The sequence below is a fragment of the Saccharopolyspora sp. NPDC002376 genome, from assembly GCF_053593195.1.
This window is the reverse complement of record NZ_JBSFBZ010000052.1, coordinates 22587-38936: the sequence shown is the minus strand read 5'-3', so window position 1 is coordinate 38936 and position 16350 is coordinate 22587. Positions and strand designations below refer to the sequence as shown.

General features: G+C 67.1%; 18 protein-coding genes and 1 pseudogene. 12 read left to right on the top strand and 7 right to left on the bottom strand.

All coding sequences use genetic code 11. The features are described 5' to 3' along the window. The first annotated feature begins 7 nt into the window (after nt 1–7). Together ACWCO2_RS28180 and ACWCO2_RS28175 are read left to right on the top strand one after the other, a co-directional pair. Nucleotides 8–1531 carry an AbgT family transporter gene (locus ACWCO2_RS28180; protein ID WP_450130800.1) on the top strand — a complete coding sequence of 508 codons (1524 nt, stop codon included), beginning with the start codon at nt 8–10 and terminating at the stop codon, nt 1529–1531. Nucleotides 1532–1551: 20 nt separating this feature from the next. Beyond that, entirely contained in the window at nt 1552–2805 is a 1254-nt protein-coding gene (locus ACWCO2_RS28175; RefSeq protein ID WP_450130799.1) for an amidohydrolase, read from the top strand. Nucleotides 2806–2871: 66 nt separating this feature from the next. Here ACWCO2_RS28175 and ACWCO2_RS28170 read toward each other — a convergent pair whose 3' ends face one another. Beyond that, nucleotides 2872–3138, bottom strand: a complete 267-nt coding sequence (locus tag ACWCO2_RS28170) for a hypothetical protein (protein WP_450130798.1) — start codon at nt 3136–3138, stop codon at nt 2872–2874. A gap of 99 nt (nt 3139–3237) precedes the next feature. Here ACWCO2_RS28170 and ACWCO2_RS28165 point away from each other — a divergent pair, with 99 nt between their 5' ends. Further along, complete coding sequence (locus ACWCO2_RS28165; RefSeq protein WP_450130797.1) at nt 3238–4437, top strand: hypothetical protein; 1200 nt, start codon at nt 3238–3240, stop codon at nt 4435–4437. Nucleotides 4438–4455: 18 nt separating this feature from the next. Beyond that, nucleotides 4456–4686: pseudogene (locus ACWCO2_RS28160) on the top strand (class I SAM-dependent methyltransferase); the annotation flags it as partial. A gap of 53 nt (nt 4687–4739) precedes the next feature. Here the strand turns inward: ACWCO2_RS28160 and ACWCO2_RS28155 are convergent. Next, entirely contained in the window at nt 4740–4934 is a 195-nt protein-coding gene (locus ACWCO2_RS28155) for a hypothetical protein (RefSeq protein ID WP_450130816.1), read from the bottom strand. Nucleotides 4935–5361: 427 nt separating this feature from the next. Here ACWCO2_RS28155 and ACWCO2_RS28150 point away from each other — a divergent pair, with 427 nt between their 5' ends. From ACWCO2_RS28150 to ACWCO2_RS28140, 3 genes are all read left to right on the top strand, one after another. Further along, entirely contained in the window at nt 5362–6198 is an 837-nt protein-coding gene (locus ACWCO2_RS28150) for a helix-turn-helix domain-containing protein (protein ID WP_450130796.1), read from the top strand. Next, nucleotides 6195–6371 (top strand): DUF397 domain-containing protein, encoded by a 177-nt coding sequence (locus tag ACWCO2_RS28145; RefSeq protein ID WP_450130795.1) that lies wholly within the window; start codon nt 6195–6197, stop codon nt 6369–6371. Before ACWCO2_RS28150 ends, ACWCO2_RS28145 begins: the two co-directional genes overlap by 4 nt. A 152-nt stretch (nt 6372–6523) precedes the next feature. Then, nucleotides 6524–8317 carry a CocE/NonD family hydrolase gene (locus ACWCO2_RS28140; RefSeq protein ID WP_450130794.1) on the top strand — a complete coding sequence of 598 codons (1794 nt, stop codon included), beginning with the start codon at nt 6524–6526 and terminating at the stop codon, nt 8315–8317. Nucleotides 8318–8334: 17 nt separating this feature from the next. Here the strand turns inward: ACWCO2_RS28140 and ACWCO2_RS28135 are convergent, their stop codons facing one another. Genes ACWCO2_RS28135 through ACWCO2_RS28125 form a run of 3 tightly spaced genes read right to left on the bottom strand, consistent with a single transcriptional unit; the run spans nt 8335 to nt 10125 of the window. After that, nucleotides 8335–8742 carry an arsenate reductase ArsC gene (locus tag ACWCO2_RS28135; protein WP_450130793.1) on the bottom strand — a complete coding sequence of 136 codons (408 nt, stop codon included), beginning with the start codon at nt 8740–8742 and terminating at the stop codon, nt 8335–8337. A 13-nt stretch (nt 8743–8755) separates the two neighbouring features. Next, complete coding sequence (gene arsB / locus ACWCO2_RS28130; protein ID WP_450130792.1) at nt 8756–9820, bottom strand: ACR3 family arsenite efflux transporter; 1065 nt, start codon at nt 9818–9820, stop codon at nt 8756–8758. Beyond that, on the bottom strand, nt 9817–10125 hold the full coding sequence (locus ACWCO2_RS28125) for an ArsR/SmtB family transcription factor (RefSeq protein ID WP_450130791.1): 309 nt from the start codon (nt 10123–10125) through the stop codon (nt 9817–9819). The genes arsB and ACWCO2_RS28125 overlap by 4 nt, the downstream gene beginning before the upstream one ends. A gap of 116 nt (nt 10126–10241) precedes the next feature. Here ACWCO2_RS28125 and ACWCO2_RS28120 point away from each other — a divergent pair, with 116 nt between their 5' ends. Beyond that, a complete protein-coding gene (locus tag ACWCO2_RS28120) occupies nt 10242–10676 on the top strand; it encodes an ArsI/CadI family heavy metal resistance metalloenzyme (RefSeq protein ID WP_450130790.1) in 435 nt (144 codons plus the stop codon). A gap of 23 nt (nt 10677–10699) precedes the next feature. On the opposite strand, the gene ACWCO2_RS28115 is transcribed toward ACWCO2_RS28120, so the two are convergent. Beyond that, on the bottom strand, nt 10700–11395 hold the full coding sequence (locus ACWCO2_RS28115; protein WP_450130789.1) for a DUF998 domain-containing protein: 696 nt from the start codon (nt 11393–11395) through the stop codon (nt 10700–10702). 61 nt (nt 11396–11456) lie between these two features. Here ACWCO2_RS28115 and ACWCO2_RS28110 point away from each other — a divergent pair, with 61 nt between their 5' ends. Continuing rightward, nucleotides 11457–12104 carry a TetR/AcrR family transcriptional regulator C-terminal domain-containing protein gene (locus ACWCO2_RS28110; RefSeq protein ID WP_450130788.1) on the top strand — a complete coding sequence of 216 codons (648 nt, stop codon included), beginning with the start codon at nt 11457–11459 and terminating at the stop codon, nt 12102–12104. A gap of 36 nt (nt 12105–12140) precedes the next feature. On the opposite strand, the gene ACWCO2_RS28105 is transcribed toward ACWCO2_RS28110, so the two are convergent. Continuing rightward, a complete protein-coding gene (locus ACWCO2_RS28105; protein WP_450130787.1) occupies nt 12141–13166 on the bottom strand; it encodes a LacI family DNA-binding transcriptional regulator in 1026 nt (341 codons plus the stop codon). 140 nt (nt 13167–13306) lie between these two features. Here ACWCO2_RS28105 and ACWCO2_RS28100 point away from each other — a divergent pair, with 140 nt between their 5' ends. The 3 genes from ACWCO2_RS28100 to ACWCO2_RS28090 are packed head-to-tail and all read left to right on the top strand — an operon-like array spanning nt 13307 to nt 16331. After that, nucleotides 13307–14599 (top strand): ABC transporter substrate-binding protein, encoded by a 1293-nt coding sequence (locus ACWCO2_RS28100; RefSeq protein WP_450130786.1) that lies wholly within the window; start codon nt 13307–13309, stop codon nt 14597–14599. After that, the gene (locus ACWCO2_RS28095; RefSeq protein ID WP_450130785.1) at nt 14596–15483 is read left to right on the top strand and encodes a carbohydrate ABC transporter permease; all 888 of its coding nucleotides are present in this window, start codon (nt 14596–14598) and stop codon (nt 15481–15483) included. Before ACWCO2_RS28100 ends, ACWCO2_RS28095 begins: the two co-directional genes overlap by 4 nt. Further along, nucleotides 15480–16331 carry a carbohydrate ABC transporter permease gene (locus ACWCO2_RS28090; RefSeq protein WP_450130784.1) on the top strand — a complete coding sequence of 284 codons (852 nt, stop codon included), beginning with the start codon at nt 15480–15482 and terminating at the stop codon, nt 16329–16331. Before ACWCO2_RS28095 ends, ACWCO2_RS28090 begins: the two co-directional genes overlap by 4 nt. Nucleotides 16332–16350: the final 19 nt, after the last annotated feature.

Genomic DNA, 16350 nt, shown 5'->3' with positions numbered 1-16350 from the left:
AGACCTCATGGACACAGCGCGTACCCGGCCGACCCGGTTGGACCGGGTGTTCGCCGGCATCGAGCGGATCGGCAGCAAGCTGCCCGAACCGTTCTTCCTGTTCGTCTACCTGCTCGCGGCGCTAGCGGTGATCTCCACCGCGGTGGCCGCTTTCGGCGTCACCGTCGACGTTCCCGGCAAGGCCGAACCGGTCCCGGTGCGGGCGGTGCTCAGCACCGACGGCCTGGTCTGGTTCCTGACCAACTTCGTGGACAACTTCATCGGATTCCCGCCGCTGGGCACCGTGCTGGCGATGATGCTGGTGGTCGGGTTCGCCGAACGGACCGGTTTCCTGTCCTCCGCAGTGACGCTCGTGTTCGGCCGCGCGCCGCGCTGGCTGCTCCCGTACGTGGTGGCGTTCGTGGCGTGCCAGGCGCACGTCATGTCCGACCCGTCGCTGATCGTCATCCCGCCGCTGGCCGCGCTGATGTTCAAAGCGGCCGGACGACACCCGGTGGCCGGTCTGATCGGCGCTTTCGCCTGCGGCGCAACGGGTTACGGCGGCGGAATCCTGGTCGGATCGCTGGACGGGCTGCTGGTGGGCATCACCGAGAAGGCGGTCCAGATCGCCCCGCTCGGCGTCGAGGTGCATACGCACATCGCGATGAACTACTTCTTCGCGGCCACCGCGGGACTGCTGCTGCCGCTTGTCGGCGGGTTCCTGATCGACCGGGTATTGGAACCGCGACTGGGCCCGTGGACCGACCCCGACGGCGAGCAGACCGCTGAGCTCACCCCGCAGCAGCGCAAGGGTGTGTGGCGGGCGTTCGCACTGCTCGCCGTCTACGCGGTGGTGGCTTTCGGCGCCTGGCTGATTCCCGGCAGCTTCCTGCGCGGGGACGACGGAGCGCTGGTGCCGTCGCCGTTCCTGGACAGCATCGTGCCGCTGATCATCATCGCGTTCCTGCTGGCCGGACTCGCCTACGGCCTGACTGCGGGCACCGTCGCCCAGCGCGCCGACGTGCCGCGGATGATGACCGAAACCGTCAAGGACATGGCGGGCTACATCGTCTTCATCTTCGTCGCCGCCCAGTTCATCGCGCTGTTCACCTGGTCGAACCTGGGCACCCTGATCGCCATCAGCGCGGCCGACGGGCTGCGCGCCGCGCACCTGACCGGATTCCCGGCCATCCTGGTGATGGTGCTGCTGACGACGGTGGCGAACCTGTTCATCACGTCCGGCTCGGCGCTGTGGTCGCTGCTGGCCCCGGTGATGATCCCGGCGTTCTCCATCCTCGGCTACGACCCGGCGTTCATCCAGGCCGCGTACCGGATCGGCGACTCGACGACGCAGGCGGTCAGCCCGCTCAACGCCTACGTCTACATCCTGCTCAGCGTCAACCGGAAGTACCAGCCGGAGACGCAGCTGGGCACCCTGCTGGCGCGGTTGAGCTTCTTCGTGCTGCCGTTCTTCGCGATGTGGCTGCTGATCCTCGCCGCGTTCTACTTCTTCGACCTGCCCATCGGCCCGGGTTCGGGCATCCGGCTGTAACCGTCCACAGAGGAGAGATGATGAAGTTCGACGAGCTCGTAGCGTTGCGGCGCGACTTCCACAAGCACGCCGAACCGGCGTTCCTGGAAATCCGCACGTCCAGCATCGTCGTGTCCCGCCTGCGCGAACTGGGCCTGGAACCGCTGACCGGCCAAGCCGCGATGCGCGCCGAAACCGTGGTGGACTACCCCACCACCGAGCAGCGCGAACTGTTCGCCGAGCGTGCGATCCGCACCGGCGCGGACGCGGAGAACGTCGGGCACGCCGCGGAGTTCGGCACCGCGGTGATCGTCGATGTCCGCGGCAACCGGCCCGGCCCGACCTGGGCGCTGCGCTTCGACATGGACGCCCTGCCGCTGGCCGAGTCAGACAGCACCGAGCACACCCCGGCGGCTCACGGATTCCACTGCGACTACGGCGCGATGCACGCCTGCGCCCACGACGGCCACACCGCCATCGGCCTCGGCCTGGCGAGCCGCCTGGTCGCTGACAACGACTTCGCGGGCACCGTGCGCTTCCTGTTCCAACCCGCAGAAGAAGGCGGGCGCGGCGCCGCGTCGATGCTCGCCGCCAACGCGGTCGAAGGCGTCGACCGCTTCGTCGCCGTGCACCTCGGCTTGGACGACCCGGCCGGCAAGGTCAGCGGCGGAATCCAGGGCCTGCTGGCCACGACCAAGATGCGCGCCACCTTCACCGGCACCGCAGCACACGCCGCCGGAGCCCCCGAGCAGGGCGCGAACGCACTGGTCACAGCAGCAAGCGCACTCCTGAACGTCATGGCACTGCCGCGCTACTCGTCGGCGGACACCCGCATCAACGTGGGCACCCTGCAGGGCGGTGACAACGTCAACATCGTCCCGTCCTGGGCCCAGATGACCCTCGAAGCCCGCTCAACGGACTCCGATGTCAGCGCCTCCCTGACCGAACGCATCAAGACCACCCTGCGAGGCTCCGGCGAAATGCACGGAGTGGCGGTCGACGTCGTGGAAACCGGCGGGTCGGCCACTATGGACTGCGACACCGAGCTGGTCGACACGATCAACGCAATCGCCGCCGACCTCGCCGATGCCACAACCACCGAGGGCCTCAAGCTAATGGGCGGCAGCGACGACGCCAGCCTCTTCGCCCGAGAAGTCCAGCGAAACGGCGGAATCGCCACCTACATGACGGTCGGCGGAGGCAACGAGGCCCCCCACCACAACCCGCTGTTCGACATCGACGAACGCGCCATCCCAGTCGCCCTCGACGTCCTGGAACACCTCATCCGCCGCTGACGGACCCGGTGCAGGGCACCTTTGACCGACTAGCCGGTCAAAGGGTGCCCTGCACCCCTCACCTGATCAGCGGCAGCGTTCGGTCGGGACGTAGGACTCGGAGCCGGTCGGGGCGGTGCGGATCCGTCCCGATGCGGAGACCACCTCGGGCCGGATCTCCGACGTGGGGCGCTGGTCCGCCTTGAGGCTGAACACCGAGATCGGTTTGTCCTCCGGGTGGCCGACGCAGTCGAAGAACAGGAAGCCGCTGGCGCCCGCCAGCTGGTCCGTGCCGTGCATCCGGTGGAACTGCGAGGTGACTGCCTTCGGGGTGACCACCTTCGGCCCACCCACCCCCGCGATCAAGCCAGCGGGCAACTGTCTTGTCGCCCACAGCCGCAAGTCAAGCGAAAATCGAGAAACCGCCCCACCCACCGCTCTAGCATCTGCCGGGTGGACACCATCGAAGCGCTGGCCCCGGATGTGCGGCAGGGCGACACCGCTGCCCTGCTGGAGGTCGACGCCGACGAACTCGCTCGCTACGCGGCCGAAGTCGCACATCCGTGGTGGCGTCGCAAGCTGTGCGCAACCGCGCTCGCCGGGCGTGTTCCGGAAGCACACGTGCCCGAGCTGCTGGACCGCATCCGCGACTGCAGCGACACCGCCGAGGTGCGCATCGCGCTGCTCGACGTCTTCTGGTACCGGGAAGAACTCCTGCCGTGGCTGCGGCACGAGGACCGGAAGAACGACAACTCGTACGGGATGCCCGAGGCCATCCTGAAAGCACGTGGCATGGCAGGCGATCGTACGGCCGCGCATGAGCTGTCGACGCTTGCGAACGATCCGTGGACGCACCGCCGCGTGCTGGGCGAGGCCGGGCTGGACGCACTCGTCGCCAGGTACGGAACCGATGCGATCGTCGCTGATCTTGGGGACGAGCGTCCCGAAGACCGCGCATTCCACGTGCGCATGCGGCGTCGCGCGGGAGAGGACGTGACCGACGCTCTCGCCGATCCCGACATCGGCGTAGCACATCTTGCCCACACCCTCGTCGACGATGCGGAAAGGTTGCGCGCGTATCTCGAAGAAGCACCGACGGTCGACGCGAAGCTGTGGGCTGCGTGCGCGCTGTACCGCCTCAATAGGGACCTCCTTGAGATCCTGGCGATCTACAACTCGCTCGGGCGGCCTCGCGTCGAGGTCGACGGTCTCGATGCGGAGATCCGCGCTGCGATCCGGCGTGAGTACGTGCCCTCCTGCCAACCGCGGACCGATCCTCGCTGGCGGGTCGAAGCGATCTGCGCCTTACCGGTTCCGGCACCTGACGAGCACGACCAGGTCACATTCGCGAGAGCGGTACTCGCTGCGGCGAACCTCTCACCGGGGTTCCCAACCTCGGGCGGCGCCTCCGAAGGAGAAAACACGTACAACGAGATCAAGCACGAGGGCGGCACGGTCTGCGTCAGCACTCTCGGCCGATTCGTCACGAGCTACGCGGAGAACCCCGCAGCGCGGAGTGCGCTTGAGGCGGCCGGATTCCGCTGGATCGACGAAACCCTCCGCTCGACGACCGTCACCGGGCTCTGCGTCTACTTCTTCGGCTCCCGCGAACCGCTCCAAGTGCACGACCTCCTCTTCCACTGGCAGGACTGAGTCTTTCCGCTCTGACGTGTGCCGATCGGCGAGGCCCCACCATCCTCGCCGCCGAACAGCTCGGGACGACAATTTGCACATCGCACTCGCGGCAACGGGCAAACGACCCGGTTGGCCGCCGCCCGGGCGGCGCAAGCCGTCGGCTTGGACCTGTCGGCTCCGATGCTGCACCGAGCACGGCGCACGGCAGCGCAGGAGGGCATCGACAATGTCTCGTTCGAGCAGGGCGATACCCAGGTGCATCCATTCCCGGATGGCGGCTGGTCACTGCCGCACGTTGAGGCCTCACGGCCAGGTGGCGATCACCTCCTCGCTGCCAACCAGCCGAAGCGGCGCAGCGCGGTAGCGAAGCGCTCGGTTTCGGCGGCCAGACGCCCCAGACTGCCAGTATCGATCTCACCCGCGCGGATTCGACTCTCCTCGTCCGCCAAGTCCTGATGCAGCACCAACATTGCGGACGCCATCTCCGGCGGTGTGTCGATCCGCGCGGGGATCATCTCGTTCAGGTTCGGCCGGTCGCCGAGGACTGGAAATGCCGCAGCCACAACGCAGTCCGTGCACTCCAGCACTCCCGGCGACAGGCCTGTGCACCGCTCCCCTGGACGTGAACACAATTCCACCTCGTCGGTTTGGAACAGCCGCCGACACCAGGACCTGACCGAGGAATCCGTTGTGCTGCAACGAATATGAGCAAACCTGCACCATTCCGGGACGACTCCCTTGCGGTATTGGAAGTGTTGGATCTGGTCGGTCTCCGAAAGAGATGAATCTAGCTCCGGTTTCATGTTAATAGCCCCCTACCCCGCCAATCCCTGCCCTTACCACCCGTTGTGGTAATTACTGAATCTTGTTGCAACGTGCCATCATCGACAACGCCGTGACCATGTGCGCAACAGGTGACCAGCGTTTGGAACGGAGTAGATCGTGGCCAGAACCCCAAGGGGACGAGCACTGGGAAATGCGCTTCGCGAGGCACGCCAGGAGCACGGACTGACCGTCCGGGGCTTTGCCACTCAGCTTGGACGAGATCCTGGTGTCTTGTCGAGATGGGAAACGGGCGACCGGATACCCAAGCCGGAACAGGTCGCTCAGATCTTGACCGCGCTGGGCGTCAACGGGCAGCGCTTCGAGGAAGTCATAGACCTCGCGTACGGTGCGAGCGATTCGAGCTGGGTGGCGACAACGCTCCCCGAGAACCGGCAACAGCTCGCCGCCCTGCTCGATCTGGAGCAGGGCGCCACCAAAATCACCGAGGTATCGCCGTTGCTCGTCCCCGGTTTGCTGCAGACGACCGACTACATCCGGGGCATCATGGGTACCGGGCTACCTGCTGGAGAGCTCGCTACCCGCGTTTCGATCCGGATCGGGCGCCGAGAGGTACTCACCGGCCACAACCCCACGCAGTTCATCGGCATGATCGGCAAATCAGCACTGACACAGGTCGTCGGATCCCCCGACGTCCTCACCGAGCAGCTCAAGCACCTCCTGGAAATCGGGCGGTGCCCGAACATCGAACTGCGGATCATCCGGTCCGATTCTGGCTGGAACCCCGCGCTGGACGGGCCGTTCATGCTGATCGAAGGACCGTCTGGCGTGGCCGTGCATCTCGAGAACCGCAAGTCGGGGCTCTTCCTCCATGAAGAAGCAGACATTCGCATGTACAGGCAGGCGATCGAGATGGTACGAACGGCCACGCTGAGCCCGGAAGACTCAGTGAAGCTCATCGCGGACTTGGTTGGCAGGATGGAGCGAAAGACATGACCACCTCGAAGACATGGATCAAATCGTCCCGCAGCCAGAGCACATCAACTTGCGTTGAGATGACGACCGACCTCGACGAGATTCGCGACTCCAAGAACCCGTCCGGCCCGACGTTACGGGTTGACGCAACCAGCTTCGTGCAGGCCGTCAAGGACGGGCGGTTCGACCGCTGACGAGTTGCGCGAGCCGTCCGTGATCGTTGGTCTCGGGCGGTTCGCGTAACCCTGGGCGGGGTTCGTCGTTGATCTCCCTGACGTGCTGGGAGGTCATCATGCGGCGCTGTTCGCTGGCCCTGCTTCTTGCTCTGGTTACGGTTTTCGCTGGGTTGACCACTGCGAATACCGGTTCCGCGCAGGCTGGTTGGTCGGCTCGTGGGGAGGAGTACCCCTCGACCGCCACCGAAACCGACGTTGCGATTCCGATGTCCGACGGCACCGTTCTGCGCGGTGATGTGCAGCGGCCTGCTGATGCTGATGGGAATCCGCTCGACGGGCGGTTTCCCGTGCTGTTGACCATCACCGCGTACAACAAGACCGTGCTGAACGGGCCCGGGGCCGCTGCGATGGGCGATCCGGGCTACTTCGTCAAGCGCGGGTACGTGCAGGTCACCGTCGATGCGCGCGGTACCGGCAGCTCAGGTGGTGCTTGGTCGGCGTTCAGCGAGCGGGAGAACACCGACGCCGGTGAGATCGTCGAGTGGGCCGCCTCCGCCGAACGGTCGTGGAGCAACGGTTCCGTTGGCATGCACGGTCCTTCGTACATGGGGATCAGCCAGCTGTTCGCCGCCGCCAACCGGCCAGCTGGGCTCAAGGCCATCTTCCCGCAGGTCCCGGCCGCCGACACCTACCGCGATGTGGTCGCTTCCGGTGGTGCGATCGACGTCGGGTTCATCCCGCTGTGGTTGGGGCTGGTCACCAGCACCGGGCTCATCCCGCCGGCGTACGGCGCCGGCGAACCCGACAACGCGTTGCAGATGTACCTGTCGCGGATCCAGGGAGCCACCGGGTTCACCGCGCCGATGCTGCTTTCCGCGACGCTCGGGTTGGATTCGGCCTTCGACGGGCCGTTCTACGCCGAGCGCTCGCCGATCAACGTGGTCGACCGCATCGACGTGCCCACCTTCCTCGTCGGCGGCGAGTACGACCTGTTCCAGCGCGGGACGCCGATTGTGTTCGACCGGCTCCGGGAACGCGGCGTTCCGACCAAGATGCTCTTCGGCCCGTGGGATCACCTGCAGGGCAGCAGCGGCGCCGGAGTCGAGGACGCCGGGTACGGCACGTTGCAGGAGCTCCAGCTGCGCTGGTTCGACCACTACGTGCGAGGCCTGGCCGATCCGGCGCTGGACGCCGACATCCCACCGCTGACCTGGCACGAGATCGGCTCCGGCCAGTGGTACCAGGCGCAGGACTGGATCGACGAGCAGCGCGCCACCACGTTCCAGCTCTCCGGCACCTCGCTCCCCGGTTCACCGGGGAAACTGGTCACCGACAACGCCGAATCGGGGCAGACCACCGTCGCACCGGTCCCCGTCTCCGGGCTGTGCACCCGTTCGGCCAACCAGTGGACCGCAGGCCTGCCCAACACCGCCGGGCTCGGCAAGCTGTGCGAGGACAACCGGTGGAACGACCTGTCCGGCGCGGTTTTCGAGACCGATCCGGTGGTTGAGCCACTGCGGATGCGCGGTCCGATCAACGCGCGGCTGAACATGTCGACGCCGACCGGGAACGGCATGCTGTCGGTCTCGGTGTCGTCGGTGTCGCCGACAGGTGAGGTCAACCGGCTGACCGGCGGCTGGCAGGTCCTGTCCCACCGGGCGCTGGACGAGTCCCGCTCGCGCTACCTCGACGGACAGCTGATCCAGCCGTACCACCCGTTCACCAAGGAAGCCCAGAACCTGTTGCAGCCAGGCGAAATCGCGCCGGTCGACGTGGAGGTCTTCCCCACCGGCGCGGTCATCCCGCCCGGCCACAAGCTGCGGATCGCGGTGCAGGCCTACGACGTCCCGCACCTGCTCCCCACGCTGCGCGACCTCCCGGCGGCCCTGTCCCCGCTGACCATCCACACCTCACCGGAACACTCGTCCCAGCTCACCCTGCCCACGATCCCCGCAGACAGGTGAGCTGCCGTCTTCCGCCGTCAACTAGTGGGAACCAATTCGGCCAGCAGGGCCTGGACCCGGCGCTCGATCTCGTCGCGGATCTCGCGGACGTCCGCGACGCCCTTCCCCGCTGGGTCGGACAGCTGCCAGTCCAGGTAGCGCTTGCCCGGGAAGACCGGGCAGGCGTCGCCGCAACCCATGGTGATCACCACGTCAGCCGCTTCGACGGCGTCGGTGGTGAGTTTCTTGGGAACCTCGCGCGACAGGTCGATGCCCAGTTCACTCATGGCGGTCACAACAGCGGGGTTGACGGTCTCGGCTGGAGCGGATCCGGCCGAGCACACGGTCACCCGGCCTCCGGCGTGGTGCTGCAGCAGAGCCGCGGCCATCTGCGACCGGCCCGCGTTGTGGACGCAGACGAACAAGACTTCAGGGGTGCGGGGCACGATCGCTCCAGGTTCAGACGGTGGTGCGGGCGGGTTCGGTGAACCAGCGGCGGGCGGCCAGGGAGACGTAGACCAGGCCGACCAGCACCGGCACCTCGATGAGCGGGCCGACGACGCCGGCCAGGGCTTGTCCGCTGGTGACGCCGAACGTGCCGATGGCCACCGCGATCGCGAGCTCGAAGTTGTTGCCCGCGGCCGTGAACGACAGCGTCGCCGACCGCTCGTAGTTCAGCCCGATGGCCTTGCCCAACGCGAAAGAACCGGCCCACATGATCGCGAAGTAGGCCAGCAGCGGCACAGCGATGCGAGCGACGTCCACGGGCCGGCTGGTGATCTGGTCGCCTTGCAGGGCGAAGAGGATCACGATGGTGAACAGCAGGCCGTAGAGGGCGACCGGGCCGATCTTGGGCAGGAACCGGGTTTCGTACCAGTCCCGGCCCTTGGCTCGTTCGCCGAGCTTGCGCGTCAGGTATCCGGCGACCAGCGGGATGCCGAGGAAGATGAGCACGGACTTGGCGATCTGCCACGCCGAGAAGTCCAGACCGACCTGGGGCAGGCCGAGCCAGCCGGGCAGCACCGAGAGGTAGAACCAGCCGAGAGCGGCGAACGCGACGACCTGGAACACCGAGTTCAGCGCCACCAGCACCGCGGCGGCCTCGCGATCACCGCAGGCCAGGTCGTTCCAGATGATCACCATGGCGATGCAGCGGGCCAGGCCCACAATGATCAGACCGGTGCGGTACTCGGGCAGGTCGGGAAGGAACACCCACGCCAGCGCGAACATCACCGCCGGGCCGAGGATCCAGTTGAGCACCAGCGAGGAGATCAGGAGCCGCCGGTCGCCGGTGACGGTGTCCAGCCGGTCGTAGCGGACCTTGGCCAGCACCGGATACATCATCACCAGCAGGCCCAGTGCGATCGGCAGCGAGATCCCGTCGACCTGCACCGCGTCGAGCGCCGGACCGAGGCCGGGGATCCAGCGCCCGGCGAGGAGTCCGACCAGCATCGCGGCACCGATCCACACCGGCAGCAATCGGTCCAACGTGGACAGACGTGCCATTGTCGCGTCCCGACTCATGCAGTCACCCCATCGGCCGGAGCGAGCACGCTGGACAGCGAACCCAAGACCTCGGGGCGCACCCGGTAGTAGATCCACGTGCCGCGGCGTTCGCCCTCGATCACGCCAGCCTCGCGCAGCACCTTGAGGTGGTGCGAGATCGTCGGTCCGGACAGCTCGAAAGCCCCGGTCAGGTCGCACACGCACGCCTCGCCGCCCGCGTGCGAGGCGATCAACGACAGCAACCGCAAGCGCACCGGCTCGCCGATCGCCTTGAACACGCGCGCCAGCTCAACCGACTGCTCAGCTGTCAGCGGCTCCCCCATCAACGGTGAGCAGCACAGCTCCGATCCTTGTTTCGACACCCCTCTAATTTGACACACCTCGAATCAGGGAGCAAACTGTCCCCGTTGATTCGATATCCATCTAGATAGGAGTTGTGATGTCGCGTATCCAACTCGCCCTCCGGGTCGGCGACCTGGAAGGCTCGATCTCCTTCTACTCGAAACTCTTCGGCGCGGAACCGGCCAAGCGCCGCCCCGGCTACGCCAACTTCGCCATCGCCGACCCACCGCTCAAGCTCGTCCTACTGGAAGGCGAGCCTGGCCAGACCACGGTGATGGACCACCTCGGCGTCGAGGTGGATGACACTGGAACCGTCCAGGACGCCACCGAGCGACTGGCCTCCCTGGGCCTGTTCACCCATGTCGAGAACGACACCACCTGCTGCTACGCCCGCCAGGACAAGGTCTGGGTGCACGGCCCCGGCCGCGAACCCTGGGAGGTCTACGTGGTCAAGGCCGACTCCGAGACCGCGGGAGAATCCCCGAACCTCCTGGCCGAGCCCAGCGAGACGCGAGGCAAGTGCTGCAGCTGAGGCCGTCGCGCATTAGCAGAGGATCACCGCACCGTCAAACCCCTGGCCTCCTGGCCGACGTCTTGGGGCGAGACGCTCGGAGTTCGGCGGAGCAGGCGGACAGTGTAAAGCGCGTACCAGATTCCGGTGATTCCCAAGCCGATTCGTTGCCACAGGCCGTGGTAGCGCCCCACCTGGGTGTCCATGTCGAAGCTGTTGGCAGCGACCACGATGGCTGCGGGGATCAGGATCGCGACGATGACGCTGAGGGCCGCCCAGGCCAGTTCGCGGTTCCGCGCTGAGCGGTACGCGACAGCGAGGACGGCGGCCGTCAGCGCACCGAAGGTCGGGAACATGTTCAGGTTGTGCACCCAACCGGACAGGGAGTAGTCGGTAGTCCCCCGACTCCCGACCGGATAACCCACGTACGGGTCGGCGGTGAAGATCCCCTGGATGATCAGCCCCAGGCCGAAAGCCCCGGTGAGCAACGGGATCGCGCGACCACCGGGGAGCACACATCGCAAGCCCACGGCGAAGGCGATCGTCAGCGCTCCGGTCGCGATGAAGTTGACGATCTGGATCCAGCCCTGGTCGCCCAGGCTGAGCTCACTCCCCCAGTGGTGCAGCGGATCGTAGCCGGAGCGCAGCTCGCCCTGGATCAGGATGACGACGATGAACAGCAGCGGAGCCATCCCACAGGCGAGCAGAGCGTGGGTGGCCCGGCCCTTGCGCGCGATCATGTTCGTCTCCTTAGCATTGTTAAATCCTTAACAGCGCTAAGCTAGCTTTAGCACTGTTAAGGTGTCAACCGTGGAGGACGCCAAGCGCAACGGGCTCGACCGCAATTCCGTGGTCGCAACGGCCCTGGATCTGCTCGACGAGGTCGGCCTGGACGGCTTGACGGTGCGGCGGCTGGCGACCGAACTCGGCGTCAAGTCACCCGCGCTGTACTGGCACTTCCGCGACAAGCAGGAGTTGCTGGACCTGATGTCCCAGCAACTCCAGACCGCGGAGGGCGGGACGCAGCCGCGCGAAGGCGAACCCTGGCCGGAGTGGATCGCCCGGCTGGCCCACGAACGCCGCGCCCTCCTGCTCTCCCGCCGCGACGGCGCCCGTTTGGTTTCCGGCAGCAGCCCCGGCCCCGACGTAGCGCGGAGGTTCAACGACGACCTGCGCGTTCTCTCGGAGTACGGGTTCAGCCCGGTCCAGGCGATGCGCGCGGTCATCGCCATCGGGCACTACATCACGGGCTTCGTCCTGGAAGAACAAGCCGCGCGCACCGAAAGCCGCGAGCAGGGGCGTTCCCAGGAACAAACCGCCCCGCGAGAACGGTTGCCCTTCCTGGAAGCGGCCATCCAGGAAGGCGGACCGCCGGAAGGTCCCGAAGCCTTCGAACAGGGCTTGGGCATGCTCATCGACGGAATGCGTGCGCTGCCGAAAGAGCAGTGACCTTCTGAGCTGAGGCCACGCCCGCGCACAAGGGATTCAGGCGGATTCCCGGGAGATCAGCTGGTGTGCGAGCACCACCTCGCGGGCCGGGCCGGTCTCCTCTTCGTCCAAGCGGTCCAGCAACATCCGGGCTGCGGTGCGGCCGATCTCGCGGGCTGGGTTGAGCACGGTCGTCAACGCCGGTGAGACCATCGACGCCGCCTCGATGTCGTCGTAGCCGGCGATCGCCAGCTGCGCGGGCACTTCCAAGCCTCGGTCCCGGGCGACGTCCAGAGCGCCGATCGCGATGAGGTCGTTGGCGCAGGCGATGACGTCCGGCGGGGTCGCAGCGTCCAGCAGCCGGGCCGCACCGGTCTGGCCTCCCTCGCGGGTGAAGTTCGTCCAGCACACGAGGTCGTCGGGAACGCTCATCCTCGCTTCGGCCAGCGCCTGCCGATATCCCTCGAAGCGCTCCCCGCCCGGCTGGACGTCCGGTTCGCCGCCGATGAATCCGATCCGGCGGTAGCCGCGTTGGACGAGGTGCCGCACGAGATCGCGCATCCCTTCGGTCTCGGCAGCCCGCACCACGTCGCCGGGGCCTGCACCAAGTGGGCCACCGAGCCGGACCAACTGGGCGCCGGAGCCGATGATCAGGTCCAGGTCCTCAGCGGTGGCGCCGTAGCGACCGAGGACGATGCCGTCCAGGTGGCGGTTGGTCAGCTGCCGCAGGACTGCCGGGAGGTGCGGGCCGCCCAGCGGCGCCTCGCAGACGACGGTGAGGTACTCCCGCCCCAGCGTCACTTCCTGCATGCCGACGGCGAGCTCCGCGTTGAAGGGGTTCGCGAGGTCCGGAACGACCAGCCCCAAGGTGTTCGTCCGCTGCGTCCGCAGGCCCCGCGCTGAGGGATTGGCCTGGTAGCCGAGGCGCCGGATCACATCCTCGACCCGCGCGCGGGTCGCTGCCGACACCGGTCGCCGGCCGCTGATGACGTGCGACACGGTCGTGAGGCTGACGCCGGCCTCGGCGGCCACGTCCGTGATCTTCGCCCGTCCTCCGCCGCGCACCCGAGCCTCCTCGTTCATCGATCTCCCCAGCACCCTACCCAAAACGCAAAAGGTTTTGTACTCTTCCTCGCACTCACCCAGCTTCTTTCAACTCCATCGGCGAATTTTTGCGCAAAACGATTTGGAGATGTCATGGCCGCAGATCCGGAGCAGATCCCATGACCGGCCGCCTCAGCCGTCGTCAGCTGATCGAGGCCACGGTCGCCGCTGCGTCCGGCATCGCGCTCTCCAGCTGCTCTCGCGGCAGCTCCACCGACGGCCGGACCGCGATCCGCTTCCTCGGCCCCGAGGAGGCGGAAACCTTCCAGCCCGTCATCAACGGCTTCCAGCGAGCCAATCCGGACCTGCGGGTGGAGTACACCCCGGTCCCGCCTGACCAGCTCAACGACGTGCTGCAGCTCCGCCTCTCCGCGAAGGACAGCGCAATCGACGTCTACTGCGTCGACCAACCGCGCGTCCCCGCGCTCACCGCCCGCGGGTTCCTCACCGACCTCAGCGAGATCGCTCCCCGTGCTCGCGCAACCGTGACCGAGGAGCAGTACGAGGTGAGTTCCTGGGCGGATCGGTTGCGCTGCCTGCCGGTTTGGACGTCGACCCAATACCTCTTCTACAACGCCGATCTGCTGAAGAACGCCGGTGTCGCGGTTCCGGGCAGAGACCCGTCCGAACGCTGGTCCTGGGAGCAGATCCTCGAAACCGGACGGCTCGCCGTGGAGCGCTCCGGCGCCGACTACGCGCTGCTGATCGAGCAGACGGATGCCTACTACGGTCTCCAACCGCTGATCGAGTCGCTGAACGGCGGATCCGGCATCACCGGCGAGGAAATGCTCACCCCGGCCGTCACCACCCCCGGTTGGCTGGCCGCCCTGACCTGGTACGGCCGGCTCTTCTCCGACGGCCTCTCCCCGCGCGGCGTCTCGTCGTACCAGATGTCCTCGCTGTTCACCGCCGGCCGCGCGCCGTTCTTCGTCGGCGGTCCGTGGAACCTCAGCGCGTTCGAATCCCTGCAGTTCGACTGGGGAACCGCACCCCAGCCGCAGTTCGCCGGAGGACGGGCGGTGACTCCCACCGGATCGTGGTCCTGGGGCATCAATCCGTACAGCGACCGGGCGCGCGAAAGGCTGCGCTTCATGGAGTACGCATCGCTCACAGCCGAGGGCAACCTGGCCTCCGTCAAGGTATCGCCGTTGATCCCGTCCAACCAGGAAGCGTTCGCCCGGTATCAGAACGACCTCGAGCGCAACGCCACTCGGAGCACCGAAGGAGTGGCCGCGATCATGCGCCACGAACTCTTGACGACAGCCGTCAGCCGACCGCGAAGCATCGGCTACACCCAGTTCGAAACCGTGATGGGAACGGCTTTCTCCGACATTCGCAACGGTTCTCCTGCTCCCGAGCGGCTGGCCGCAGCATCGGACGAACTGGTCCGCACCTGGGAGCGATTGCGATGACGCCCCGGAAGCACAGCCCTTCGAAGGCGCGGCTCGCCCTGTACTTCCTCGCGCCTGCGCTGCTCGCGCTGTTCCTGCTCCGCGTGCTGCCCGCGCTGATGGCGTTCGGCAGCAGCCTGCAGCACCACAGCCTGATCGACGGCGTCACCCGCTTCGTCGGACTCGCCAACTACGGCGATCTGTGGAGCGATCCGCAGTTCTGGCAGAGCGTCCGCGTGACGCTGCTGTTCAGCCTGATCGTCAACCCGCTCCAAGTGCTGCTCGCGCTCGGCCTCGCGGTCCTGTTCAACCGCCGGTTCGCGGGTGTCCGGTTCTGGCGCTCGCTGGTCTTCGCACCCATCGCCGTCCCGCCCGCCGTGTCCGCAGTGATCTGGGGCATCCTCTACCGCCCCGAAGGACCGCTGAACGCGCTGCTCGGCACGCTCGGGCTGCCCGCGCAACCGTTGCTCACCAGCCCCGATCAGGCTCTCGGCGCGCTCATCGTGCTGTTGTCGTGGGTCGGCGTCGGTTACTGGATGACCTTCCTGATCGCCGGTCTCCAGGACATCCCCCAGGACACCTACGACGCAGCCTCGATGGACGGCGCCAACTCCTGGCAGCGCTTCACGCGCATCACCCTGCCGCTGCTGCGCCGCCCGCTCGCGTTCGTCCTCGTCGCCGACACCGTCTCCAACTTCCTGGTGTTCGCCCCCGTTCAGCTGCTGACCGGCGGCGGCCCAGACGGATCGACCAACCTCTTGATGTACGACGTCTTCCGCCGCGCCTACAGCGTCGGGGACATCCACTACGCCCAGGCCGAGGTGGTGGTGCTCATCGCCATCACGCTCGCCGTCGTGGCCGTCCAGTACCGGTTGATGCAGGGCCGCGGCGAGGAGCAGCGATGACCACCGACCCGCGCCGACGCCGGATCTCCTCGAGCCGGCACATGCCCCTGATCAGCGCCGTCGTCATCGGCCTGCTGTTCACGCTGCCGCTGCTGTGGGTGCTCGCCGGTTCGCTGCGCCCCGGTGACGAGGTGCTCGCGGACCTCGACGGGCTGTCCTGGCGCAGCGTCATCCCCGTCGATGCCACCTTCGACAACTACGTCGCCCTGTTCCAGGGCGATTTCGGGCGGGCCGTGCTCAACTCCGCGGGCGTGGCCGCCGCGACGGTCGGTCTCGGGCTGCTGCTGTCGGCCACCGCCGCCTTCGCCCTCGCCGTCTTCGACTTCCGCGGGCGGGGTCTGGTGTTCGGCGTGATCCTGCTGAGCTTCATGATCCCGTTCGACGCGATCGCCATCCCGCTCTCGTCGGTCTTCCGCACCTGGGACCTGCAGAACACCTACGCCGGCCTGATCCTCCCCGGCATCGGCAACGGTCTGGCGATCTTCCTGCTGCGCCAGTTCTTCCTCGCCGTGCCGCGGGAACTCGTCGAAGCCGCTCGCATCGACGGCCTCGGCTGGTGGGGCATTTTCCAGCGGATCTACCTGCCGCTGTCGAAACCCGCCCTGATCGGCGCGGGCCTCACCCTGTTCACCTTCCAGTGGCAGTCGTACATGTGGCCGCTGCTCATCGGCACCGAGCCGGCCAAGCAGCTCGGCCCGATCGCCCTGGGAACCCTCCAAGGGCAGATGGTCGTCGACTACGGGCAGGTGTTCGCCGGCGCGGTCGTGCTCACCGCGATCCCGCTGCTGGTCCTGCTGAGACTGCAGCGCCACTTCACCCGGTCCATCGTCGGCAGCGGCATCAAGTAACCGGCACCGCCACGAACCG